The sequence below is a fragment of the Janthinobacterium sp. 64 genome, from assembly GCF_002813325.1.
In the GTDB taxonomy this organism is placed as follows: Bacteria; Pseudomonadota; Gammaproteobacteria; order Burkholderiales; family Burkholderiaceae_D; genus Janthinobacterium.
This window is the reverse complement of sequence record NZ_PHUG01000001.1, coordinates 4,577,807-4,602,208: the sequence shown is the minus strand read 5'-3', so window position 1 is coordinate 4,602,208 and position 24,402 is coordinate 4,577,807. Positions and strand designations below refer to the sequence as shown.

Here is a 24,402-nt window from a genome sequence, read left to right as displayed (position 1 = left end):
GGGGGACCTCGGTAATGAATGATGCTCTTATTATATGCCGATTATTCGCCCAAATCAGCCTTCCATTCCCCTGCGCATGCTGCAAATAATCGATTGAATTGCTGCACTGCGATATCCACATCGTCCGCCTGGTAGACGCTGGTGATGGCCGCCACCATGTCGGCGCCGCGCGCGGCCAGCGGCGCCGCGTTCTCCGGCGTCATGCCGCCGATCACCACGCAGGGCAAGGCGATCTCGCGTTTGGCTTGCAGCACGATATCGAGAGGCGTGGTCACCGGATACTTTTTCACCAGCGAAGGATAAAATCCGCCGAAGGCCACGTAGCTGGCGCCGCCCGCCTCGGCCGTGCGGGCCAGGGCCATGTCGCCATAACACGAGGCGCCGACGATCTTGTCCTTGCCCAGGCGCGCGCGCACCTGCGCCACGGACGCATCCGTGCCCCCCACGTGCACGCCGTCCGCATCGAGCTCTTCGCACAGCTCGATGAAGTCATTGATGATGAAAGGCACGCCATACTTGCGGGCCAGGGCCAGCAAGGCGCCCGCCTGCTCGCGCCGCTGCTCCGCCTCGGCGCTCTTGTGACGGTATTGCAGCAGGGCCACGCCTTCCTGCAGGGCTTGCTCGCTGACGTCGAGCAGGCGGTCGGTGTCGTCCCAGTTCGGGGTGACCAGATACAGTCCACGCATGATGTTTTCCTTAGGTAAAAAATCGTTGCGGCATCAGCTGGCCTGGCGCTATCGCATACGCGCCGGCCAGGGCCGCGTGGCAATAGGCTTGCGCGCCATCGAGCGCCTCTTGCACCGGCACGCCTTGCGCCAGGCGCGCCGCGATGGCCGACGCCAGGGTGCAGCCGCTGCCGTGAAATTCGCCGGGCAAGCGCAGCCAGCGCCACTCGCGCTCGCCGCCCTCGGCATCAAACCAACGGTTGAGCACTTCCTCACCGTCGCCATGGCCGCCCGTCACCAGCACATTGGCGCAACCTTGCGTGCGCAAGTTTTCTGCGCCACCGAGGGCCAGCGCTTCCGGCCCGTTCGGCACGATGACGGTCGTCACCGGCAGCAAGGGCGCCAGCGCCAGCACGGCATCGTCCCGGCTGAGCACGTCGCCATGGCCGCTGGCCAGCACGGGGTCCAGCACGACAGGCAAATCGGGCTGGAGTAGCTTCAATTGCGCGATCAGTTGCGCAATGACGGCCGCATTCGCAGCACTGCCGGGGATGCCGATCTTGACGGCGTGAATGGCCATCTTGTCGATCAGGGCCAGCGCCTGGCGGCGCAGCAATTCCGGCGCCACCGCCTGCACGCCAAAAACCCTGTCGTTGTCCTGCACCGTCAGCGCCGTGATGACGGGCAAGGCATGCGCGCCCTGCGCGGCAATGGCCAGAATATCGGCGGCCAGGCCGGCGCCGCCGGAAGGGTCGAGGCCGGCAAACACCAGCACAACCGGACGACACGGCAGACGCATCGGCGCCATCACGCCAGCCGGCCCGCCATCGGCGACGACGGCGAGGCGGCAAATTTACGCGGCATGCGGCCCGCCAAAAATGCTTCGCGCCCGGCCCGCACGGCCAGCTTCATCGCGCGCGCCATGCGCACGGGGTCGCGCGCGCCGGCAATGGCCGTATTCATCAGCACGCCATCGCAACCGAGTTCCATGGCGATGGCCGCATCCGACGCCGTGCCCACGCCGGCATCGACGAGCACGGGCACTTTCGCCTGGTCGATAATCAGCGACAGATTCCACGGATTCAAAATGCCCATGCCCGAGCCGATCAGGGAAGCGAGCGGCATGACGGCCACGCAGCCGATGTCTTCCAAAATCTTCGCCTGGATGGGGTCGTCGCTGCAGTAAACCATCACGTCAAAGCCATCCTTAACCAGCGCTTCGGCCGCAATCAAGGTTTCCGGCATGTGCGGAAACAGGGTCTTTTCATCACCGAGCACTTCCAGCTTCACCAGATTGCGCCCGCCCAGGAGCTCCCGCGCCAGCTGCAGGGTGTAGACGGCGTCTTTCGCGTTGTAGCAGCCGGCCGTGTTCGGGAGTATCGTGTACTGGTCCGGCGGCACGACGTCGAGCAAGCTGGGCGCGTTCGGGTCTTGCCCGATATTCACGCGCCGGATCGCCACCGTGATGATCTGCGCCTCGGCCGCGTCCGTCGCTTCGCGCGTCTGCGGCAAGTCCTTGTACTTGCCGCTACCGACCAGCAAGCGTGATTGATACTGTTTGCCTGCGATGGTCAGCAGGTCGTTGTTATTACTGTTCATTGCTTTTTCCTTAGTTCAGCCGCCGCCGATGGCGCGGACTATTTCCACTTGATCCTGGGTTTGCAAAACCTGCCCCGGCCACGCCTTGCGCGGCACCACATTGCGGTTGACGGCCAGCGCCAGCGCCTGGTTTTCCAGCGACAGCGCGGCGATCAGTTGGTCCAGGGTTTGCCCGGGCGGCACCTGGTGCGGTGCGCCGTTGAGCGTGATGGATATCAATGCAGTCATCACGCCCTCCTTCAGACCTTGCGGTACAGCTCGGCGCCGTTCTTGATGAATTCGATGGCCTTGATTTCCATGCCCTGCTTGAGCGCCTTGTCTTCCGCGATGCCCATGCCGGCCGCGTATTCGCGCACTTCCTGCGTGATCTTCATCGAGCAGAAATGCGGGCCGCACATGGAGCAGAAATGCGCCACCTTGGCCGAATCCTTGGGCAGGGTTTCATCGTGGAATTCGCGCGCCTTGTCCGGGTCCAGGCCGATGTTGAACTGGTCGTCCCAGCGAAATTCAAAGCGCGCTTTCGACAGCGCGTTGTCGCGGATTTGCGCGCCCGGATGGCCTTTCGCCAGGTCGGCCGCGTGCGCCGCAATCTTGTAGGTGATGATGCCGTCTTTCACATCGGCCTTGTTGGGCAGGCCCAGGTGTTCCTTCGGCGTCACGTAGCACAGCATGGCCGTGCCATACCAGCCGATCATGGCCGCGCCGATGCCGGAGGTGATGTGGTCGTAGCCGGGCGCGATATCGGTGGTCAACGGTCCCAGCGTGTAGAACGGCGCTTCGCCGCACTGTTCCAGCTGCAAGTCCATGTTTTCCTTGATCAGCTGCATGGGCACATGGCCGGGGCCTTCGATCATCACTTGCACGTCGTGCTTCCATGCCACTTGCGTCAGCTCGCCCAGGGTTTTCAGTTCGCCCAGCTGCGCTTCGTCGTTGGCGTCGTAGATGGAACCGGGGCGCAAGCCGTCGCCCAGTGAAAACGAGACGTCATACGCTTTCATGATTTCGCAGATGTCTTCGAAATGCGTGTACAGGAACGATTCCTGGTGATGCGCCAGGCACCATTTCGCCATGATGGAGCCACCGCGCGACACGATGCCCGTCAAGCGTTTGGCCGTCATCGGCACATAGCGCAGCAGCACGCCTGCATGGATGGTGAAGTAGTCGACGCCCTGCTCGGCCTGCTCGATCAGGGTATCGCGGAAAATTTCCCAAGTTAAATCTTCGGCCTTGCCATTGACCTTTTCCAGCGCCTGGTAAATGGGCACGGTGCCGATCGGCACAGGGCTGTTGCGCACGATCCATTCGCGCGTTTCGTGGATATGTTTACCTGTGGACAGATCCATCACGTTGTCGCCGCCCCAGCGGATGGCCCAGGTCATCTTTTCCACTTCCTCGCCGATCGACGAGGTGACGGCGGAATTGCCGATGTTGGCGTTGATTTTCACGAGGAAATTGCGGCCGATAATCATCGGTTCGACTTCCGGATGGTTGATGTTGGCGGGAATGATGGCGCGGCCGCGGGCGATTTCCTCGCGCACGAATTCAGGCGTAATTTCTTGCGGGATGCTGGCGCCAAACGACTGGCCCGGATGCTGGCGGCCCATCAGCTCGGCCAGGCGCTCACCCATGGGGCCGGAGGCTTGCAGTTCGCGCAAATACTCTTGCCGGCGCATGTTTTCGCGGATGGCGACGAATTCCATTTCCGGCGTGATGATGCCGCGCCTCGCGTAATGCATTTGCGTCACGTTCTTGCCGGCCATGGCGCGGCGCGGCTTGCGGTGCAAATTAAAACGCAGCTCGGCCAGCTTCGGGTCCGCCAGGCGGGCGATGCCGTAATCGGAGGTCGGGCCGGGCAATTCTTCCGTGTCGGCACGTTCCATGATCCACGGCAGGCGCGGCGTATCGAGACCCGAGCGGATGTCGATGTTCACGTCCGGATCCGTGTACGGGCCGGAGGTGTCGTAGACGTAGATCGGCGGATTCTTTTCGCCGCCGAACGACGCTTCCGTATCGGACTGGCTGATTTCGCGCATGGGCACGCGGATGTCGGGGCGGCTGCCTTCGACATAGATCTTGCGCGAATTGGGCAGCGGCGCGATGGCGGCTTCGTCGACCGTGGCGGTGGCGGAGAGGAATTTCGGGTTGGCGTTCATTTTGGCTCCTTGGCTAGACTATTTTTAAGCCTGGAGCCAGCTAAGGAGGTTCGGCTGCGCGCACGCGGAAAAGCGGGGTGCGTTCATCCTAAAGCTTCCCTTCGCTGGCATTATCCAGATCAGGTTCGGAGGGTATTTCTCACCCGCGCTTGCACCGTGTTTCCACAGCGAAAGGCAGGACCCCTAGCGTTTGCCGCCTTGCGGCAGCGAGCCAATTATACGCGGTTCACGCCGCGTGGCCAGATGATTTCTTGCAGCTGTCGTCTTTGTGCATCGACCTACTTCTTCTTGCCCCAGCGCCAGGCGGTCGGTTCGCCCTTCAGCTGGCAGATGAAAATGAGCGCGGCAACGATGGCCACTTCATACACGATGTAGCCTACGAACATGGTTTGCGGCGGGAACAGGAAGGCGCCGCAGGCGAACAGCGCCAGCGCGGCCAGGAATACCAGCCAGCCTTGCCAGGTGATGGGCAAACCCCAGCCCCAGCCATAGGTCTTGGCGGGAAACCAGTAGGAGGGAGATTTGTCAGCCATGATGCTTTCCTTGTCGATGTCGATGACACCAAGTATAAATCACGCTCCCCGCAAGCGCTCCGTGACATCGAGGCCGATGCCGCGATAGCCGATGAAGCGGCTGCCATTGTCGAACATCGGTTCGCCGCTGACCTGCAGATACTGCGTGCTGCCGTCGAGGTTGGCGCGGCTGTAGATGAAGTCGAGGAACGGTTCGCGCGCGGCAATTTTTGCGTCGAGCAAGGCACGTTCGGCCGCGTTCCAGCGCTGCGGCTCCTCTTCGCTGCCGATGCCCAGCATTTCAGCCACGGGACCGGAAAAGCGCGTCAGGTTGCCCTGCGCATCCTGTTCCCAGTACCAGTCGGACGACAGTTCCGTGAAGCGCTGGAAGCGCGCTTCGCTTTCGCGCAGCTCCGCCGTGCGTTCTTCCACCATCTGCTCCAGCGACTTGTTGTATTCGGCCAGTTTCTGGTACAGCAATCGCACTTCCAGCATGTTGTGGATGCGTGTTTTGACTTCCACCAGGTCGAAGGGCTTGCTGACGAAGTCCTTGGCGCCCGCTTGCAGCGCGCGCAGCTTGTGGCCCGGCTGGGCCGTGATCACCAGCACGGGCAGATAGCTGCCCGCCTCGATGTCGCGCAAGCCTTCCATGACTTCGAAGCCATCCATTTCCGGCATCTGCAAGTCGAGCAGGATCAGGTCGTAGCGGTGCTGCTGGTGCAGCGCGCGCACGGCTTGCGGGTCCATGGTGGAGGTGATGCGCGTATAGCCGGCGTTGCGCAGCACCTGTTCGAGCAGCATGACGTTGGCCTCCTGGTCATCGACGATGAGGATGCTGGCGTTCAGGATCTCGGTGGCTTGAAGCATGGCGGTATTCCTAAAATTAAATGCTGAATTAGCGTACTGTGTGAGTGTCGTCGGCCAGGCCGTGCGCGGCTGCATGATGCAGGGCCACGTCGAGCGCCTCCATGAATTCGACGACCTTGATGGGCTTGGTCAGATAGCGGAAGAAGCCCGCTTCCAGGCCCTTCTCGATGTCGCGCGGCACGGCGTTGGCGGACAGGGCCATGACGGGAATGTGACTGGTGAGCGGGTCATCATGCAGGATATTCAGGGCACCATAGCCGCTGATGCCGGGCAGGTTGATATCCATCAAGATCACGTCCGGCTGATACGTGCGCGCCAGGTCGATGCCCAGGTGCGCATCTATGGCCGTGAGCAACTTCAAATCGCTGCGGCGGGCGATCAATTGCTCCACCAGCGCCAGGTTGGCGGGATTGTCTTCCACGTACAGCAAGGTGCGCTGGCTTTCCTGCGGCACCTGCACCTGCGGCAGCGCATCGCCGTCGCCCAGCACCAGTTCCGGTGCGCTGCTGGCGGCCAGCTCGAACCAGAACGTGGTGCCCACGCCGACCGTGCTGTCGACGCCGATGGTGCCGCCCATCAATTCGACCAATTGCTTGGTGACGACGAGGCCGATGCCCGTGCCCTCTTCCGTGCTGTTTTCCTGTCCCAGGCGATTAAATGGCTGGAACAACTGGGCCACCTGGCCCGCGTCGAGACCGGCGCCACTGTCGCGCACGCTGACCCGCACCTTGCCGCCACGCTGGCTGCAGTCGACGGTGACGGCGCCGCCGCTCTGGTTGTACTTGATGGCGTTCGACAACAGGTTGACCATCACCTGTTTCACACGCGTGCGGTCCGCATGCACGAAGTAAGCTTCGCCGCAGCGGGGAAATTGCATGCGGATGCCGCGCTTTTCCGCCTGCGGCGCGATCATCGCCTGGCAATCCTGCAGCACGTCGAGCAGCGACATGGCTTCCTGCGACAAGGTGACCTTGCCCGATTCGATCATGGCCAGGTCGAGAATTTCATTAATCAAACGCAAGAGATACCAGCCACCCTTGAGGATTTGTTCAATCGAGCGCTGCTGCGGCACGGTGGGTGGCGGCACGTCGGAGGCCATCAGCTGCGCAAAGCCCAGCACGGCATTGAGCGGCGTGCGCAACTCATGGCTCATGCTCGACAGGAATTCCGACTTGGCGCGGTTGGCCTTTTCCGCCACCTGGCGCGCCTTTTTCAGCTCGGCATTGTTGGTCTCGACCAGCGAACGCGTGTACGCCTGCTGCTCCTGCAGGCGCTGGTCCAGCAAGGCCTGTTCCGCCTCGACCTGCTTGCGCGCCGTGTTGTCCGTGCCGATCAACAAGTAGCCGATGACCTTGCTTTGCGCATCGCGCAAGGCCGTCACGGAGACGATGGCAGGGAAGCGGCTGCCATCCTTGCGGATATACGTCAATTCGTAGATGTCTTCGATACCGCGCGTGGCCTTGAACACGAGCGTCTCCACGCCAGGCGTGATGACGGTATCGAGTTCGGCACTGAGGGCGGCCGCGCGCGCGACAATTTCTTGCGCGTCGGAAATGCCGGCCGGCGTCAGCTTGTCGACCACGTCGCTCGCCGCATAGCCCAGCATGCGTTCGGCGCCCACGTTGAAAATCTGGATCACGCCCTGCGCATCGGTGGCGATGCACGAGAAATTGGCGCTGTTGAAAATCGCATCCTGCAAGGCGCCCGCCTTGAGCAGCTGGCGCGGCAGGCTGGCCGCCAAGGTGCGCCGGTACAGCGCCACGAGCAGCATCAGCAGCAAGAAGACCAGCGCATCGATGACGCAGGCCGTCTCGAACGGCGCGCGCCAGGCCAGCAGGCCGATGGCCAGCAGCACGATGGCGCTGAACGAAAACGCCAGCGCCATGGGCCAGCGCGACGGTGCGCGCGGGGGAATGTTTTCAACAGATTGCATGAGGTAGCCTGGGCTGTGACAACGATAAGAGGGAAATGCGGAGATCAGGAACCCTAGCGCTGGCGCACGTCCGACAGCAGGCGCGCGAATTCCTTCTTGACCACGCCATAGCATTCGCACACATGGCCTTCGAGGCCGGCGCGGTCCAGCACGGAGATATGGCCGCGACGGTAGCTGATGAAGCCGCGCGTCTGCAAACGCCCGGCCGCTTCCGTCACGCCTTCGCGGCGCACGCCCAGCATGTTGGCAATCAACTCCTGGGTCATCGTCAGCTCGCGGTTCGGCAGACGGTCCATGGTCAGCAGCAGCCAGCGGCACAATTGTTGCTCCACCGTATGGTGGCGGTTGCACACGGCCGTCTGCGACATTTGCGTGATCAGCGCTTGCGTATAGCGCAGCAGCAAGCGCATGACGGGACCGGCGCGGTCGAATTCTTCCATCAGCAGGTGGGCCTTGAGCCGGTAGCCGACGCCGCCCGTCTGCACCACAGCGCGGCTCGGCGTCGAATTCCCGCCCATGAACAGCGACACGCCCACGACGCCTTCATTGCCGACGCCGGCAATTTCCGACGAGCCGCCGTTTTCCAGCAGGTAGTGGATGGACACGATGGCGGTGGTGGGGAAATACACATGCTGCAGCTTGTCGCCCGAATCGTAGATCACGTCACCGAGCAACATGGAGACTTGCTCCAGGTGGGGGGCCAGGCGCGCGAAATCGGCGTCGAGCATGGCGGCAAGCAAATGGTTTTGATTCGGGTTGTGCAGCTGGGCATGCGGACTCGACATGGGCAGTTTTCCTGTTTTCCAGTCGTCAGCTAGGGGATCGATGAAAGACGTCCGAACGAGGGGCGCCATATGCTGGAGCGTAACACAGCGCTGGCACAGTGACCCGACTATATTTCTTTCTGGCATTGCCGTCCGTTCGGTAGCGAACGGACGGCAATCTGCCGCACGCCCTACAGTCAATCACTGCCAGGGCTGCCGGATCACGGATCGGCGCCGGCGCTGCTTACCGGACGCCATCATGCAATCATTTTTCAGACGCATCTCCATTTCCGTTTCCACCTCGGCCCTGATCACGCTGGCGGTCGGGCTGTGCCTGACGGCCCTGTGCTACGCCTCGGCGCGCCAGATCGAGTCGGAAAGCACCCGGCTGCTGCTGCAGTATCACGCCAGCGGTCACACCTTGGGCGCTGCCCTGCTGCCGGCCAAAGGCATGGGCCTGGATGCGAACCATCGCGGCTCGCTGTATGTGCTGCTGGGTGGCCTGCTGTCGAGCCTGCTGGCAGCCGCCTATGTGTATCAGCTCGTGTCGCGCAATTCCGTGATTACCCGCATCACGGGCGAGCGCACGGCGGCGCTGCAGTTTGCCAATTTGCGCCTGTCCGAAGACATCGCCGCGCGCATGCACACTGAAAAGTCGCTGCGTTTGCGCGAACGCATCATCGAAGTATCGGCCAATGCCATCATCCTGTGCAGCGCCGACGCGCCGGGCTACCTGATCGAATACGTCAATCCCGCCTTCGAGCGCATCACCGGCTATGCGGCTGGCGACGTCATCGGCCAGCGCCTGGAAGACTTGCAAGGTCCCGAGCAAGGGCGGCAAGACATGCATGAGATTACAGCCGCCCTGCGCGAACAGCGCGAAGGCAAGGCCATCGTGCGCAATTTTCGCAAGGATGGCAGCAGCTACTGGAGCGAGCTGTTCGTCGCTCCCGTGCGCGACGATGGCAATGGCCCCGTCAGCCACTTTGTGGTGGCGCAATACGACATCAGCAGCGTCATGCGCTTCGAACAGGAACTGGAATTCCAGGCCAGGCACGACATCCTCACGGGCCTGGCCAACCGGGCCCTGCTGCGCGAACGGCTGGAGCAGGCGATGGCCGTGACGCGGCGCAGCGGCCTGCCCTTGTGGGTGGTGTTCATCGACCTCGACCGCTTTAAATTCGTCAACGACACCCTGGGCCACGACGCGGGCGACCTGGTGCTGAAAAGCGTCGCCGAGCGCCTGCGTGACGCCACGCGCGAAGTCGACACGGTGGCGCGCCTGGGCGGCGACGAATTCGTGCTGCTGCTGCCCCAGCATGGCAATGGCGAACCGGGCGCCGCCATCCTGCAGCGCATCCTGGACGCCGTGGCGCAGCCGCTGCAACTGGGTGAATATGAATTTTTTCTCAGCTGCTGCATGGGCGTGGCCGTGTATCCCGACGATGGCGACGATGCCGACACCCTGATCAAGCACGCCGACATCGCCATGTACCGCGCCAAGGAACAGGGACGGGGCCACTGGCAATTCTATGCCTCCAGCATGAATGCGGGCACCCTGGAGCGGCTGGGACTGGAGAGCGAGTTGCGCCATGCCCTGGAACGGGGGCAGTTCCACCTCGAATACCAGCCCCAGCTGGATTTGGCCAGCGGCAAGGTGGTGGGCATGGAAGCGCTGCTGCGCTGGCAACATCCGCAACTGGGGCGCATTGCACCGGTCAGCTTTATCGGCCTGGCCGAGGAAATGGGCTTGATCATCCCCATCGGTGACTGGGTGCTGCACACCGCATGCGCCCAGGCGCGCGCCTGGCAGCTGGCCGGCCACGGCCCGCTACGCTTGGCTGTTAACCTGTCGGCGCGGCAATTCAAGCAAAGGAATCTGCTGCATGCGGTGGCGCAAGCGCTGGCTGAGACGGGGCTGACGGCCGCCCATCTGGAATTGGAATTGACCGAAAGCATGGTCATGCATGACGTGGAACAAGCTACGGCCATCATGACCAAGCTGAAGGCGCTGGGCGTGCAACTGTCCATCGACGACTTCGGCACCGGCTATTCCAGCCTGGCCTACCTGCGCCACTTCCCCATCGACGTACTCAAGATCGACAAGACCTTCGTCAGCGACATCACGCACGGCGACGACGCAGCCATCGTGCGCGCCATCATTTCGCTGGCACACAGCCTGCGCCTGAAAGTCATCGCCGAAGGCGTGGAAACGGAGCAGCAGCTGGCTTTCCTGCGCCAGCACGGCTGCGACCAGATGCAGGGCTATCTGTTCAGCCGCCCGCTGACCGCGTCCGCCTTCGAGGAACTATTGCTGCAAGGGAAAATGCTGCCCGCTTAAAAAGCGTGGCGCAGGCCGACGTTGAAGGCGCGGTTGCCCGTGCCCACTTCCGTTGCATTGCCCACCATGTAGGCGGCGTCGTTGCGGTTGCGGATGTGCGCGTAGGCCACATATACCTTGCTGCGCTTGGACAAGGCATACGTGGCGCCGATGGCCAGCTGCCGCGCGTCGCGGTTGGCTGCGTCGCGGTCATCCTTGTGCACGTACGAGGCCAGCACGGTGGTCGCGCCGAGCGGCACGGACACGCCGACGATGGCGTCGCGGCTGTCCATCGACTGGGCCGGTGCCTGCGCTGCGCCGTATGGGTTTTCCCCAAAGAACATGGTGCTGCCATCGCCCGTGTTGCGGCCATAACCGGCAAACGCCGTGGCCACGCCGAAGTTGTAGTTACCTGCCAGAATGGTGTTGTTCACGTCGGCCTTGCCCGGCTCGCCGGCACGGCTCTGGCGCGCCAGGCGCAGGGTCAATGGACCGTTGACATAGCCCAGGGCCAGGCCCAGCGAGCGCTGATCTGCCACAACACCCGTATGTTCGCCAAAGCCATACATGACGGTGGCGGTCACGCCGCGCAGCTCGGGCGAGGTGTAGCGCACGGTATTGTCGATGCGCGTGGCCGAATAGCCGGCCAGGTTGGTTGCCGCGCCGGCAAAGCCGCCCTCGAATGGGTCGGCCACGTCCGTCAGTGCCTGGCTTTGCAGGTTGTACTGGCGGCCCATGGTCAGCATGCCCAGCGGGCTATTGAGGCCGACAAAGGCCTGGCGGCCGAACAACTGGCCCGCCTGGTCCGAGCGGCCCGTGTCGCTCTGCACGCCCGCTTCCAGCGTGAACACGGCTTGCAAGCCATTGCCCAGCGACTCCGTGCCGCGCAAGCCCAGGCGCGAGCCGGCCGAGATACCGCTGGTGAGCTTGCTGACGCCGCCTTCCTGCACCAGGCCAGCGTCCATCAAGCCATACACATCAACGGATGATTGGGCGTGGGCCGCAGGCAAGGCGGCCACGGTGGCGATGGTCGAAACGAGGCCGACGGTGATCGAGATTTTTTTCATGCTGGTTTCCTTGTATAGGCGAAACCAGGAAAGCGCGCGGCCATGGCGCGGCCACAGGCGCCAAAAGCGCGCTGAGGAGTGCCGTATCGAAAGACGACTGGCCAGGCAGCAAGATTCCTGGCTACGCTGTGGCGGCAGCGGCGTGCAATGAGCCGCGTTGATTCCGCCGTGAATGGTGCACCGCTGGCGGTGCGCGTGGCTCAGGCGCCCAGCCCGAAGGGGACGCTCTGAAAGTGGCTGGCATCGCGGATGCGCTGGCCTTGAGACGCGGACGAGTGCTGGATATGAAACTTAAATACAACCGCGTCTGCTGGCGCCGTCCGCAAGGATGGGGCAGGAGGCGCCGGGGCCAGAATTATAGCATCGGCAGCGCCTTGATCCCCGCTCTGTTGCAGGAAAACGACTCGCCAGGCCGCTAAAACCCGGCGTTGTCGCCGGGCAAGATGACGCATGCCGACCAGGCAAATGCTATTGCGGCAACGGTGCGGCGGCCGCAGGCTTGCGCGCCGCGGCGGCCGCCTTCAGCAAGCTCAGCACCGCTTTACTTTCCGGCGTCGACGCCCGTTGCTGCGCCATCTTCAATACGGGGAATTCCCCGCCCAGCGGATCGGCGCCCAGGCTCAGCAGCAGCTTGACCATCGCCGCGTCGCTATTTTCGACGGCCGCCAGCAAGGGCGGCAGATAACCGCCGGTGACGATGGGCGCGCCCATCGCGGCCAGGCGGGCGACCCAGTCGTGCCGCTGGCTGCGCACCGCATGCCACAGCAGCGTCTCCTTTTCCAGACGCCGCGAATCGAGCGCCGCCTGCTGTCCCTTGTAAGAAACTTCGGCGGCGGGTCCGACTTGCTGCCATGGCATGCCGGGCACCACCAGTTGGCGCAGCACGTCCTCGGACGTCGGCTGGTAGTTGTACATGGCGCGCATCGCAGCGTCGAGCCAGCGGTCATTTCCCTTCGCGTCATGCCGGGGCACGCGCTGCTTGAGCCAGTCCAGCGCGCCGGCGTTGCCCGCTTCGGCGGCATAGGCGTACAGCGACTTTTCCTGCTCATCAGTATTTGGCGTGGTGCCGGTGGCCAGCATTTTATCGAGCACTTCGGTGCCGCGCGTCAGGCGCAGCAAGGGCCCCCATAGCAAAGAATCGGCCAGCGGCCGTTCCGCTGGCTGCGCAGCCCCGCCTTTCTTGGCCTTTTTCTCTGCCAGGTACTGGTCTACCAGCAAATAGGGCCGGCCCGCGCCTGCGTCGAGCATGGCGATCATGCTGGCCGTACGTTCTTTCGCGTCGATCAATTCCGGCAAGATGTCCGCATCCTCCTGCTGCAAGGCGTATTCCAGCGGCGCCTGCGTGTGGTTTTCGCCGCCGTATTGCCGCACATCGGCGCCATGCGCCAGCAACAGGCGCACCATTGCGGCATTGCCGTACAGGGCAGCCAGATGCAGCGGTGCGGCGTGGTAAAGCGTATCGCCTTCGCCGAGCGGCACGCCGCGTTGCAACAGCAGCGTCATCATGCGCAGCTTGGCGGGCAACAGCGCGGCGTACTGCTCACGCAGCGCCTGGCGGCGCGCCTGCAGCGGCGCCTGCGCCAGTCGCTGCTGATCGTCGTCCTGCCGGGTTTGCGCATTCAGCCATGCCGCTTCGGCTTTGTACATGCTCGATGGAGGCGAAATCAAATAGTTCAGCAAGGGACTCCTGTCGAGCGCATAGGCGCCCGGCTCGGCGACGCCGGCCAGCAGCTTGCCAAAGGCAGCTTCGTCGCCCTCTTTGGCAGCCTTGAACAGCGCCGTCACCTCTGGCGTCGGCGGCAGCTTGTTGCGTGCCTCGCGCACATAATTGATCAAGCGTTCCATGCCATGCACCGAGACCTGCGGCAACGGCATGCCCACTTTCCATGCCCGCGCCAGCTGCTGCGCCTCGGCCTGTTGCGCAGCATTCAGTTTCTTTGTCCAGCGGGCCACGGCGTCGCCGGCGTCCGCCGCGCCGCCCGCCGCCGCCAACTGGCTCAGCATGGAAGCGAGCACATAGTCCTGCGGCACGCCCGCCTCCTCGCCATACAGCACGGCCAGCTGCAGCTGGGCCTTGGCAATGCCGCTTTCGGCGGCCTTGCGCAGCCAGCGGGCAGCCTGCTTTTCATCCAGGCCGCCCGTGCCTTTCCAGCACAGCAAACCCAGCTGGTAAGCGGCTTCCATGTCGCCCCCCTCGGCGGCGCGGCGGTACCAATCCTGCGGCGAACGCTGTCCCGTCTGCGACGTCGTCGGAAGAGGCGCGCCGCGCTGCCAAAGGCCGGCCAGGCGCACGGCCTCGTCGACCTGGTCCGGCGACATCCTGCCACGGCGCGCCGGCAGGGACTTCTCCATCGCGGCCGCACCGCTCCACTCCTTGTCTTGCAGCGCCAGCAGGTTGAGCGCATACGACAGCACCCGGTCGACCGGCCCGCCTTCGCCCCGCTCATACATTTGTGCCAGGTCCTGCAGCGGCTTGCCCTCACCCTGCACGGCCATGACGCCCAACCAGGGCCGCGCGCGCGATGGATTGAGCATGCGGCCCGGCGCGTATGCATACATGAAAACCAGCGCCTCCTGCGCGGCGCGATCGCCGCCCTTGGCCGCCAGCAGATACCAGCGCTCCGCTTCGACCTCGCTGCGCTCCACGTCCCGGCATCCTTTCTCGCCCATGTAGATATCGGCGAGGACCTTTTGCGCCTCGACATTGCCACCTTGCGCCGGTCCGCGCAATTGCGCAACGGCCTTGCTGCAGCGCCCATCCTGCAGAGCCGCCATTCCCTCCGGAACGCCGGCGCACGCGCCACCGGCAACCCATCCAGCGCCGAGCACGGCCAATTGCCACAATTTTTTCATGATTGCCTGAGTTTTCAAATAATGTTGCAAAGATGATAGCTTAGAAAAAATACAATGCAGCAATATTGCTCAATCGTGCGCGGCTTTTCGGCTCATCCAGGCCCGCTATTTGCTGCGCATGCTTTATGCACCCCTTATAATGGTTCCTTTTGCCAATCACACGCCAAATCATGGAATTAGCCAAGTCTTTCGAGCCCGCCGACATTGAACAATTCTGGCGCACCGAGTGGGAACAACGCGGTTACTTCACCGCCACCCTCGATGCCGGAAAACCTTCCTTCAGCATCCAGTTGCCGCCGCCGAACGTCACCGGCACCCTGCACATGGGCCATGCGTTCAACCAGACCATCATGGATGGCCTGACCCGCTACCACCGCATGCTGGGCCACAACACGGCCTGGATACCGGGCACCGACCACGCGGGCATCGCCACGCAAATCGTCGTGCAACGCCAGCTGGATGCGCAAAAGATTTCGCGCCATGACCTGGGCCGCGAGAAATTCGTGGAAAAAGTGTGGGAATGGAAAGAAAAATCCGGTTCCATCATCACCGGCCAGATGCGCCGCCTGGGCGCCTCGGCCGACTGGCAGCGCGAATACTTCACGATGGACGAGCCGCGCTCGAAAGTCGTCACCGACGTCTTCGTGCGCCTGTTCGAGCAAGGCCTGATCTACCGCGGCAAGCGCCTGGTCAACTGGGACCCCGTGCTGGGCACGGCGGTGTCCGACCTGGAAGTGGTGTCCGAAGAAGAAGACGGTTCCATGTGGTACATCAAGTACCCGCTGGCCGACGGCAGCGGCTTCCTGACGGTGGCGACGACCCGTCCTGAAACCATGCTGGGCGACGTGGCCGTGGCCGTCGATCCGACGGACGAGCGCTACCTTCCGCTGGTGGGCAAGATGCTCAAACTGCCTTTGAGCGACCGCGAAATCCCCATCATCGCCGACGAATACGTCGACAAGGAATTCGGCACCGGCTGCGTCAAGATTACTCCTGCGCACGACATGAACGATTACGCCGTCGGCCAACGCCACAAACTGGCGCAGATCGTCATTTTGACGCTGGACGCGAAGATCACCGACGACGCGCCGGCAGCCTACCGCGGCATGGACCGCTTCGCCGCGCGCAAGCAGATCGTCGCCGACCTCGACGCGCAAGGCTTGCTGGAACAGGTCAAGCCGCACAAACTGATGGTGCCGCGCGGCGACCGCACGGGCGTCGTCATCGAGCCGATGCTGACGGACCAGTGGTTTGTCGCCATGAGCAAACCAGCCCCGGAAGGCACGTTCTTCCCAGGCAAATCGATCGCCGAAACGGCGCTGGACAAGGTCGCCAACGGCGAAATCAAGTTCGTGCCGGAAAACTGGAGCACCACCTACAACCAATGGCTCAACAACATCCAGGACTGGTGCATCTCGCGCCAACTGTGGTGGGGCCATCAAATCCCGGCGTGGTACGACGACGCCGGCAATATCTTCGTTGCCAAGACGGAAGCGGAAGCCATCGCCAAGGCCCAGGCGGCCGGCAGCACGGGCCCCTTGAAACGCGACGACGACGTGCTCGACACGTGGTTCTCGTCCGCCCTGGTGCCGTTCTCGACCATGGGTTGGCCGGAAGAAACGCCGGACATGAAGGCCTTCCTGCCATCGTCCGTGCTGGTGACGGGTTTCGACATCATCTTCTTCTGGGTCGCGCGCATGGTCATGATGACGGCGCACTTCACGGGCAAGGTGCCGTTTGAAACCGTCTACGTGCACGGCCTGGTGCGCGATTCGACGGGACAGAAAATGTCCAAGTCGAAAGGCAACACCCTGGACCCGATCGACCTGATCGACGGCATCGACCTGGAAGGCTTGATCGTCAAGCGCACCACGGGCCTGATGAACCCGCGCGACGCGGAAAAAATCACCAAGGCGACGCGCAAGGAATTCCCGGACGGCATTTCGGCCTACGGCACGGACGCCGTGCGCTTCACCATGGCCAGCTATGCCTCGCTGGGCCGCAACATCAATTTCGACCTGGGCCGCTGCGAAGGCTACCGCAACTTCTGCAACAAGATGTGGAACGCCACCCGTTTCGTCATGATGAATACGGAAGGCAAGGATTGCACGCCAAATGACGCCGACCTGTCGCAGGCGGACAAGTGGATCATCTCCTTGCTGCAACGCGCGGAACTGGACGTGGCCAAGGGCTTTGAAGACTTCCGTTTCGACAATATCGCCGCATCGATCTACAAATTCGTGTGGGACGAGTATTGCGACTGGTACCTGGAAGTAGCCAAGGTGCAAGTACAGCAAGGCACGGAAGGCCAGCAGCGCGCCACCCGCCACACCCTGCTGCGCGTGCTGGAAGTGGTGCTGCGCCTGGCCCATCCGATCATTCCGTTCGTTACGGAAGCCCTGTGGCAGACGGTGGCGCCTTTGGCCGGCAAGACCTTGAAGGCGGAAGGTGATTCGATCATGATGCAGCCGTATCCGATCGCCAACACCGACAAGATCGATGAAAGCGCGGAAGCGTGGATGCAGCAGCTGAAAGCCTTGACGGATGCGACGCGCAACCTGCGCGGCGAAATGCAGATCTCGCCTTCCGTGCGCGTGCCGCTGATCGTCGAAGCGGGCAATGCCACTGAAAAGGCCGCGCTGGCGTCGTACGCACCGTACATCCAGTCGCTGGGCAAACTGGCGGAAGTGCAGATCGTCGATGCGTTGCCGGACTCTCCAGCGGCCGTCGCCATCGTCGGCACCACCAAGCTGATGCTGAAAGTGGAAATCGACGTGGCTGCCGAACGCGAGCGCCTGGGCAAGGAAATCGCCCGCATCGAAGCGGAAATTGCCAAAGTGAATAGCAAATTAGGCAATGAAAGCTTCGTCGCGCGCGCCCCGGCCGCCATCGTTGCGCAAGAAAACGAGCGTTTGCTCAGTTTTTCGGCCACAATTGAAAAATTGCGCGAACAGTTTGCTAAACTAGCCAGCGCATAAGGCAAGTTTGGAAGGATTGCGCGGTCGTCCCAGTGACGCCGCGCAGCACTCTTGGTCTTGCCTTGGTATATAACTGTTCGTGCCCCGATCAAAAAAACCATTGGAGACAGGCAATGCATACAATATTCAAAGCAAGCATCATGGTGGCCGCCCTGGCCATCGCCGGCAGCGCCACCGCGCGCGACGGCAACTACACCCCCGTCGGTACGTGGAAAACCATCGACGATGCCAGCGGCAAGCCGAAATCCCTCGTTGTCATCACGGAAAGCAATGGCGTCTTGCAAGGCAAGATCGACAAGCTGTTCCGCGCCCCGAATGAAGATCAAAATCCCAAGTGCGACAAGTGCACGGGTGCCAACAAGGACCAGCCCATCATCGGCCTGGTGATCCTGTCCGGCCTGAAATATGACGGCAAGGAATGGACGGGCGGCGAAATCACGGACCCGGCCAGCGGCAAGGTCTACAAGAGCAAGGCCGAACTGATTGAAGGCGGCACCAAGCTGCAAGTGCGCGGCTATGTCGGCGTGCCGATGTTTGGCCGCTCGCAAACGTGGGTGCGCGAAGAATAAACATCGCACGCCCTGCCCGACCGAAGCCGGCCAAGCGCCGGCTTTTTTGCGTCCGCAAGTCCGCCTTGCCGTTGTTTTCCAGGCCGAATCGCGTTTTTTTGAACCTATCGACGAACGCCAGGGGCCTATGCGCGCCACCGAACATACTTCAAGTTTCCTAAATGAAATAGTGCATGTCTGTGACGCCATCGCCCTGTAGCGACAGGCGGCATGGCTCTGCCGGATGACCTCATCCGCGGATGCCCGGCAGTGAATGCCATGCACAAAGGAACACTATGAATCTCTTCAAACGATATCTGAACCCGCTGCTCGTCTCGGCAGGGCTGCTGGCCATGGCCACCCTGGCCGGTTGCGGCGGCGGCGACCAGGGACGCGATCCCATCCTCGGCTTGCCGGCCGCTACCTTGTCCAGCCTGGCCGTCACGCCAGCCACGGCGACGGTCGCCATCGGCGCGGGCCAGCAATTTACGGCCATCGCCACGTATAGCGACGGTTCCGCGCAAGACGTCAGCGCCAAGGCAGCCTGGACGTCGGCCACGCCGGCCAGCGCGACCGTCAATGCCGCCACTGGCTTGAGCACCGGCATCGCTGCCGGCAACAGCAACATCAGCGCCGCGTTCGGCGGCAAGAGCGCAGCGGCCCAGTTGACCGTCTCACCAGCCACCTTGACGGCCATTGCCATCACGCCGCTCACGCCATCGATCGCCATCGGCGCCACGCAGCAATTTGCGGTGACGGGCAGCTTCAGCGACGGCGCCACGCGCGACGTCACAGCCGTATCGGCCTTTGCCTCCGCCACCCCCGCCACGGCGAGCATCGCCGCTGGCGGACTGGCGCTGGGCAAAGTTGCCGGCACGACGCAGATCACGGCCACCACGGGCACGCTCACGGCCAGCACGGTCTTGACCGTCAACCCGGCCACCTTGCTGTCGATCGCCGTCACGCCGCAAAGCCCCATCGTGCCGGTGGCCGCGACGCGCCAGTTGGCCGTCATTGCCACCTACTCGGACAACAGCACGGCTGACGTCACGGCCGGCAGCAGCTTCGTGTCAGTCACGCCAGCGGCGGCCACGGTCGCCAGCAGCGGCCGCGTCACCGGCGTTGCCTTTGGTAGCAGCGTCATGAACGCCAGCTTCAACGGCCAGACGGCCAGCACCACCGTCACCGTGCCTGCCGCCACCCTGGTCAGCATCGCCGTCACGCCAGCCACCGCCAGCATCGCCGTCGGTACCCAGCAGCAATTCGTTGCCACGGCAACGTATTCGGACAGCTCGAACGCCATCATCACCAACAGCGCCGCCTGGACTTCGGGCACCGTTGCCAATGCCACGGTACTGAATACGGGCATCGCCACTGGCATCGCTGTCGGCACCAGCAACATTACCGCCACAGCCGGTGGCCAGTCGGGCAGCGCGCTGCTGACCGTCACGGCCGTCGCCATCCCGCCCGTCCTGAACCCGATCATCCTGGGCCGCGCGGCACCGTTCGGCGTGCTGGCAGGCACCTCGATCACCAACAATTCGGGCGGCACCACCCTGGTCACGGGCGATGTCGGTGCGCCGTCGCAAACGGTCGATCCGACCCAGGCGGCAGGTTTTACCAACTACAAGTCGGGCGCCATCCTGGCCGGCGCCATGACGGATCTGCAAGCGGCGATCACGGACGGTAACAGCCGTAGCTGCGACGTCAGCTTTGCCGGCGGCATCGACCTTGGCGGCCAGACCTTCGGTCCCGGCGTGTATTGCTATGCGGGCGCCATCAGCATCACGGGCACCCTGACACTGAACGGTCCTGGCGTGTACATCTTCCGCACGGCGCTGACCTTGAACTCGACCGTCAACTCGGTGGTGGCCCTGAACAATGGCGCCACGGCCGACAACGTCAGCTGGCTGCCAGTCGGCCCCACCACCCTGGCGGCGAACAGCGTCTTCAAGGGCAATATCCTGGGCCAGTCGGCTGCCATCACGGTGGGCGACAACACGACCCTGCTCAATGGCCGCGTGCTGACGGCTGCTGCCGTTACCCTGCGCAATAACCAGATCACCAAATAACCGGGACATGACGATGACTATCGCACACACATTGGGCGCACTGAGCGTCATGACCGGCGCCTTGCTGGCGGCGCAATCGGCGCAGGCGCAGGACAATACCTTCATCAACCCGGACTGGGCCAACAGTGCCTGGTATATCGGCGCGGGCGTGGGCCAGTCGCGCGCCACCATCGACGAGCCGCGTCTGCGCGCCAGCCTGGCCGCCAACGGCGAGACCGTCACCGGTTTTACCAAGGACCAGCGCGACACGGGCTATAAACTGTTTGTCGGCCGCCAGCTGAACCAGTATTTCGCCGTGGAAGCGGGCTACTTTGACCTGGGCAAGTTCGACTTCAAGTCGAGTACCAGCGGCAACGGCGTACTGAACGGGCAAGCGGGCTTTCGCGGCGTGAACCTGGACTTGCTGGGCCAGCTGCCGCTGTCGCAGCGCCTGTCCCTGCTGGGCCGTGTCGGCATGCACTACACCAAGACCAACACGGAGTTCAGCGGCAACCGCCTGCTGGGTTCGGCCAATACGCATGCCAGCGAGCGCAAGCTCAACGCCAAGCTGGGCCTGGGCCTGGAATACAAGTTCAGCGAAGCGCTGGCCTTGCGCGGCGAAGTCGAGCGCTATCGCCTGAACGACGCCGTGGGCAACCGCGGCGATGCGGACCTGTATTCCGTCAGCCTCGTGTATAAACTGGGCCGCCCGGCCAGCGCCACACCTGCCTACCAGCCGGCGCCCGACGTCGCCCCTGTCGTCGCCATGCCGGCGCCAGTCGTCGTGGCCGCACCGGCACCGGCACCCGTGTCCGAAAAAGTGTCGTTTGCTTCCGAAGCGCTGTTTGATTTTGATCAATCGACGCTCAAGCCGCAAGGCAAGGCGGCGCTGGACCAGTTGCTGGGCCAGTTGTCAGGCATGGATCTGGAAGTCATCGTCACGGTCGGCCATACGGATGCCGTCGGCCCGGACGCCTACAACCAGAAACTGTCGCAGCGCCGCGCCGAAGCCGTCAAGGCCTATCTGGTGGCGCAAGGCGTGGAAACGAACCGCGTCTACACGGAAGGCAAGGGAGAAACCCAGCCCGTGGCCGACAACACGAGTGCCGCCGGCCGCGCCAAGAACCGCCGCGTCACGGTGGAAGTGGTGGGCACGAAAAAAGTTGCACGCTAAGTTAGATGCACGTAAAAAACCGGCTTGCGCCGGTTTTTTTTCGTCCACAGATTACTGCGCTGGCGCCGGCTTGCGGTGATGCTTGCTCAAATGCCGGTCCAGGCTGTTGGCGAACTGTTGCCGGTCGGACTGGCTGAAGGCGGCCGGGCCGCCCGTGTCGACACCGCCGCTGCGCAATTCTTCCATGAAGGCGCGCATCGTCAGTTGCTGGGCGATATTGTCCTTCGTGTAAAACTCGCCGCGCGGGTTCAGCGCAAAACCACCCTTGGTCAGCACGTCGGCGGCCAGCGGAATGTCGCCCGTGATGACCAGGTCGCCCGGATTCAACAGCCGCACGATTTCCTGGTCGGCCACATCGGCACCGGACGGCACTTGCACGGTACGAATGAAACGCGAGGGCGGCACGCGCAAGCCCTGGTTGGCGACCAGGGTGAGCGGCAACTCCAGGCGGTCGGCGACTCTGTACAGGATTTCCTTGATGACGACGGGACAGGCGTCCGCATCGATCCAGATTTGCATTCCTTCTTGCGCCATCACAGCTCCCACGCTTCGCCGCCCGGACCCATGCGCGGCGCGCTGACGCCGAAGTGCAGATAGGCGGCCGGCGTGGCGACCCGGCCACGCGGCGTGCGCTGCAGGAAACCTTGCTGGATCAAATATGGCTCCAGCACGTCTTCGATGGTATCGGCCGCTTCGCCGATGGCGGCCGCCAGGTTCCCTATGCCGACGGGGCCGCCGCCGAACTTGAACAGCACGGCTTCGAGCAGCTTGCGGTCCATCACGTCGAAACCGGCGGAATCGACGTCGAGCATGGCCAGCGCGCGGTCGGCCACCACCTTGGTGATGTCGCCATTGCTTTTGACTTCCGCGAAATCGCGCACGCGGCGCAACAGACGGTTGGCGATGCGGGGCGTGCCGCGCGCGCGCTGGGCGATTTCATGCGCGCCTTCCGGGTCGATGGGCGCTTTCAGCAAGGCGGCGCTGCGCGTGACGATCTTCGTCAGTTCGCCCGTGTTGTAAAACTCGAGGCGCGCGACGATGCCGAAGCGGTCGCGCAGCGGATTGGTCAGCATGCCGGCGCGCGTGGTGGCGCCGACCAATGTAAACGGTTGCAGATCGAGTTTCACGGAACGGGCGGCCGGGCCTTCGCCGATCATGATGTCGATCTGATAATCCTCAAGCGCCGGATACAAAATTTCCTCGACGACCGGCGACAGCCGGTGGATTTCATCGATGAACAGGACGTCGTTCGCTTCCAGGTTCGTCAAAATCGCGGCCAGGTCGCCCGGGCGCTCCAGCACGGGGCCGGAGGTCTGGCGCAAGTTGACGCCCATTTCGCGCGCGATGATGTGCGCCAGGGTCGTCTTGCCCAGGCCCGGCGGGCCGAACAGCAAAGTATGGTCGAGCGCTTCCTTGCGCTGGCGCGCGGCCGTGATGAAAATTTCGAGCTGGTCGCGGATCTTTTCCTGTCCCACATACTCGTCGAGCTGCTTGGGCCGCAAGGCCCGTTCGATCGCCTCCTCGTTGTGCGAGATGGGCGCCGCGTCGATGATGCGCTGTTCCGTGAAGATGTCGGTCTGGATGCTCATGCCCTATCAGCCTTTCGACAGCGCTTTCAGCGCCAATTTGATGCCGTCAGACACGCCGCTGCCGGCCGGCACGTTTTTCACGGCCGCCAGCGCTTCCTTGTCCGAATAGCCGAGCGCGACCAGTGCGTTCAAAATATCCGATTGCGCGTCCGGCGCCGCATGCGCGCCCAGCGGGCCAAGATCGGCACCGATCTTGCCCTTCAATTCCAGCAACAGCCGCTCGGCCGTCTTCTTGCCGATGCCGGGCACTTTGACCAAACGGCCGGAATCCTGCAAGGTGATCGCCTGCGCCAGGTCGGCGATCGTCATGCCGGAGAGAATCGACAAGGCCATGCGCGCGCCCACGCCCGTGATCTTGATCAACTGGCGGAATACGGCCCGCTCGGCCGCATTGCCGAAGCCAAACAGCAGATGCGCATCTTCGCGGATGGCCTGGTGCGTAAACAGCACGACTTTTTCGCCCACGTGGGGCAGGTTGTAAAAGGTGCTCATCGGCACGTCGACTTCATAGCCGACGCCCTGGCAATCGACCAGCAATTGTGGCGGATTTTTTTCAAGCAAAATACCGGATAGACGGCCTATCATCGCGTGTTCCTAATGTTAAATTTGAGAGTGATTATCCAACTAAACGGCCGCGTTTCATACGCAGACCCTGCAGTTGTGGCGCCAGCGCGCCGAGCATGGCCAGCGCGTCGATGCTGTTGGCATGGCAAATGGCCACGCCCAGTGCATCGGCCGCATCCGTGCCGGGCAAGCCGGGCAATGACAGCAGCCGCGACACCATGTCCTGCACCTGCTCCTTGGCCGCCTTGCCGTGGCCCGTGACGGCCTGTTTCACTTGCAGCGCCGTGTACTCGGCCACCGACAAATCGGCGTGGACCAACGCGCAAATGGCCGCGCCACGCGCCTGGCCCAGCAGCAAGGTCGATTGGGGATTGACGTTGACAAACACTTTTTCGATGGCCGCGCAGTCGGGCTGATAGGTGCCGACGATTTCGCTCACGCCCTGCAAAATGATCTTCAGTCGCGGCGGCAATTCCCCGTCGGAAGCCGTCTTGACGGTCCCCGACGCGATATAGCGCAGCTTGTTGCCAAGTTTTTCAATGACCCCAAAGCCGGTCGTGCGCAGGCCAGGATCGATGCCAAGAATAATCATCGCCAGATTCTATAATGAATACGGCAGGCACCGGTGAATAACCGGTGCCTGCCGTTTGACCACCTTTCAATAAGGTGGGATAAACCGTAGCGAGCGGCGATGCGGCGTGGCCGAGAAGCGCAACTGTGCTAGAGCACAGTGAGCATCGCAGGCCGCGCCCCGCGCCGCGCAGT

The 24,402-nt window shown here is 63.1% G+C and carries 20 protein-coding genes and 1 riboswitch; of the genes, 5 read left to right on the top strand and 15 right to left on the bottom strand.

The features are described from left to right. Nucleotides 1-41 precede the first annotated feature (41 nt). The 9 genes from thiE to CLU91_RS20225 form a co-directional block, all read right to left on the bottom strand. Nucleotides 42-686 (bottom strand): thiamine phosphate synthase, encoded by a 645-nt coding sequence (thiE, locus tag CLU91_RS20265; RefSeq protein ID WP_100875563.1) that lies wholly within the window; start codon nucleotides 684-686, stop codon nucleotides 42-44. Between the two features lie 10 nt (nucleotides 687-696). Beyond that, entirely contained in the window at nucleotides 697-1,473 is a 777-nt protein-coding gene (gene thiD / locus CLU91_RS20260; protein ID WP_232730815.1) for a bifunctional hydroxymethylpyrimidine kinase/phosphomethylpyrimidine kinase, read from the bottom strand. Then, nucleotides 1,473-2,264: a thiazole synthase gene (locus tag CLU91_RS20255; RefSeq protein WP_100875562.1), complete on the bottom strand. Its 792-nt coding sequence runs from the start codon at nucleotides 2,262-2,264 to the stop codon at nucleotides 1,473-1,475. Before CLU91_RS20255 ends, thiD begins: the two co-directional genes overlap by 1 nt. Nucleotides 2,265-2,279: 15 nt before the next feature. Then, complete coding sequence (gene thiS / locus CLU91_RS20250; protein WP_070222852.1) at nucleotides 2,280-2,483, bottom strand: sulfur carrier protein ThiS; 204 nt, start codon at nucleotides 2,481-2,483, stop codon at nucleotides 2,280-2,282. A gap of 20 nt (nucleotides 2,484-2,503) precedes the next feature. Then, a complete protein-coding gene (thiC, locus tag CLU91_RS20245) occupies nucleotides 2,504-4,417 on the bottom strand; it encodes a phosphomethylpyrimidine synthase ThiC (RefSeq protein WP_100875561.1) in 1,914 nt (637 codons plus the stop codon). Nucleotides 4,418-4,496: 79 nt separating this feature from the next. Next, a riboswitch (TPP riboswitch) is annotated at nucleotides 4,497-4,612 on the bottom strand. An 83-nt stretch (nucleotides 4,613-4,695) separates the two neighbouring features. Further along, nucleotides 4,696-4,950 (bottom strand): hypothetical protein, encoded by a 255-nt coding sequence (locus CLU91_RS20240; RefSeq protein WP_099760686.1) that lies wholly within the window; start codon nucleotides 4,948-4,950, stop codon nucleotides 4,696-4,698. A gap of 39 nt (nucleotides 4,951-4,989) precedes the next feature. Further along, the gene (locus CLU91_RS20235; RefSeq protein WP_100875560.1) at nucleotides 4,990-5,796 is read right to left on the bottom strand and encodes a response regulator; all 807 of its coding nucleotides are present in this window, start codon (nucleotides 5,794-5,796) and stop codon (nucleotides 4,990-4,992) included. Nucleotides 5,797-5,824: 28 nt separating this feature from the next. Continuing rightward, nucleotides 5,825-7,729 (bottom strand): PAS domain-containing hybrid sensor histidine kinase/response regulator, encoded by a 1,905-nt coding sequence (locus tag CLU91_RS20230; protein WP_232730814.1) that lies wholly within the window; start codon nucleotides 7,727-7,729, stop codon nucleotides 5,825-5,827. A 53-nt stretch (nucleotides 7,730-7,782) separates the two neighbouring features. Beyond that, complete coding sequence (locus tag CLU91_RS20225; protein WP_100875558.1) at nucleotides 7,783-8,514, bottom strand: Crp/Fnr family transcriptional regulator; 732 nt, start codon at nucleotides 8,512-8,514, stop codon at nucleotides 7,783-7,785. Nucleotides 8,515-8,752: 238 nt separating this feature from the next. Here CLU91_RS20225 and CLU91_RS20220 point away from each other — a divergent pair, with 238 nt between their 5' ends. Then, nucleotides 8,753-10,834, top strand: coding sequence for a putative bifunctional diguanylate cyclase/phosphodiesterase (locus CLU91_RS20220; RefSeq protein WP_232730813.1), 2,082 nt, complete (start codon nucleotides 8,753-8,755; stop codon nucleotides 10,832-10,834). Here the strand turns inward: CLU91_RS20220 and CLU91_RS20215 are convergent. Further along, the gene (locus CLU91_RS20215; RefSeq protein ID WP_100875556.1) at nucleotides 10,831-11,880 is read right to left on the bottom strand and encodes a porin; all 1,050 of its coding nucleotides are present in this window, start codon (nucleotides 11,878-11,880) and stop codon (nucleotides 10,831-10,833) included. The two genes, CLU91_RS20220 and CLU91_RS20215, sit on opposite strands and share 4 nt — an antisense overlap. 468 nt (nucleotides 11,881-12,348) lie before the next feature. Next, nucleotides 12,349-14,733 carry an ankyrin repeat domain-containing protein gene (locus tag CLU91_RS20210; RefSeq protein ID WP_100875555.1) on the bottom strand — a complete coding sequence of 795 codons (2,385 nt, stop codon included), beginning with the start codon at nucleotides 14,731-14,733 and terminating at the stop codon, nucleotides 12,349-12,351. 170 nt (nucleotides 14,734-14,903) lie between these two features. Between CLU91_RS20210 and CLU91_RS20205 the strand changes: the two genes are divergently transcribed. From CLU91_RS20205 to CLU91_RS20190, 4 genes are all read left to right on the top strand, one after another. Further along, the gene (locus CLU91_RS20205; RefSeq protein ID WP_100875554.1) at nucleotides 14,904-17,711 is read left to right on the top strand and encodes a valine--tRNA ligase; all 2,808 of its coding nucleotides are present in this window, start codon (nucleotides 14,904-14,906) and stop codon (nucleotides 17,709-17,711) included. Between the two features lie 140 nt (nucleotides 17,712-17,851). After that, nucleotides 17,852-18,280 carry a DUF2147 domain-containing protein gene (locus CLU91_RS20200; RefSeq protein WP_442906609.1) on the top strand — a complete coding sequence of 143 codons (429 nt, stop codon included), beginning with the start codon at nucleotides 17,852-17,854 and terminating at the stop codon, nucleotides 18,278-18,280. A gap of 275 nt (nucleotides 18,281-18,555) precedes the next feature. Then, a complete protein-coding gene (locus CLU91_RS20195; RefSeq protein WP_232730812.1) occupies nucleotides 18,556-20,331 on the top strand; it encodes an Ig-like domain-containing protein in 1,776 nt (591 codons plus the stop codon). Between the two features lie 13 nt (nucleotides 20,332-20,344). Next, complete coding sequence (locus CLU91_RS20190) at nucleotides 20,345-21,484, top strand: OmpA family protein (protein WP_100876828.1); 1,140 nt, start codon at nucleotides 20,345-20,347, stop codon at nucleotides 21,482-21,484. A gap of 51 nt (nucleotides 21,485-21,535) precedes the next feature. On the opposite strand, the gene CLU91_RS20185 is transcribed toward CLU91_RS20190, so the two are convergent. From CLU91_RS20185 to ruvC, 4 genes are read right to left on the bottom strand one after another with little or no spacing between them, the layout of a single operon-like run. Next, nucleotides 21,536-22,003 carry a YaiI/YqxD family protein gene (locus tag CLU91_RS20185; protein WP_092613064.1) on the bottom strand — a complete coding sequence of 156 codons (468 nt, stop codon included), beginning with the start codon at nucleotides 22,001-22,003 and terminating at the stop codon, nucleotides 21,536-21,538. Between the two features lie 14 nt (nucleotides 22,004-22,017). Beyond that, a complete protein-coding gene (gene ruvB / locus CLU91_RS20180; RefSeq protein ID WP_100875552.1) occupies nucleotides 22,018-23,073 on the bottom strand; it encodes a Holliday junction branch migration DNA helicase RuvB in 1,056 nt (351 codons plus the stop codon). A 6-nt stretch (nucleotides 23,074-23,079) separates the two neighbouring features. After that, the gene (gene ruvA / locus CLU91_RS20175; protein ID WP_034784779.1) at nucleotides 23,080-23,658 is read right to left on the bottom strand and encodes a Holliday junction branch migration protein RuvA; all 579 of its coding nucleotides are present in this window, start codon (nucleotides 23,656-23,658) and stop codon (nucleotides 23,080-23,082) included. A 31-nt stretch (nucleotides 23,659-23,689) separates the two neighbouring features. Further along, complete coding sequence (gene ruvC, locus CLU91_RS20170; protein ID WP_100875551.1) at nucleotides 23,690-24,229, bottom strand: crossover junction endodeoxyribonuclease RuvC; 540 nt, start codon at nucleotides 24,227-24,229, stop codon at nucleotides 23,690-23,692. Nucleotides 24,230-24,402 lie beyond the last annotated feature (173 nt).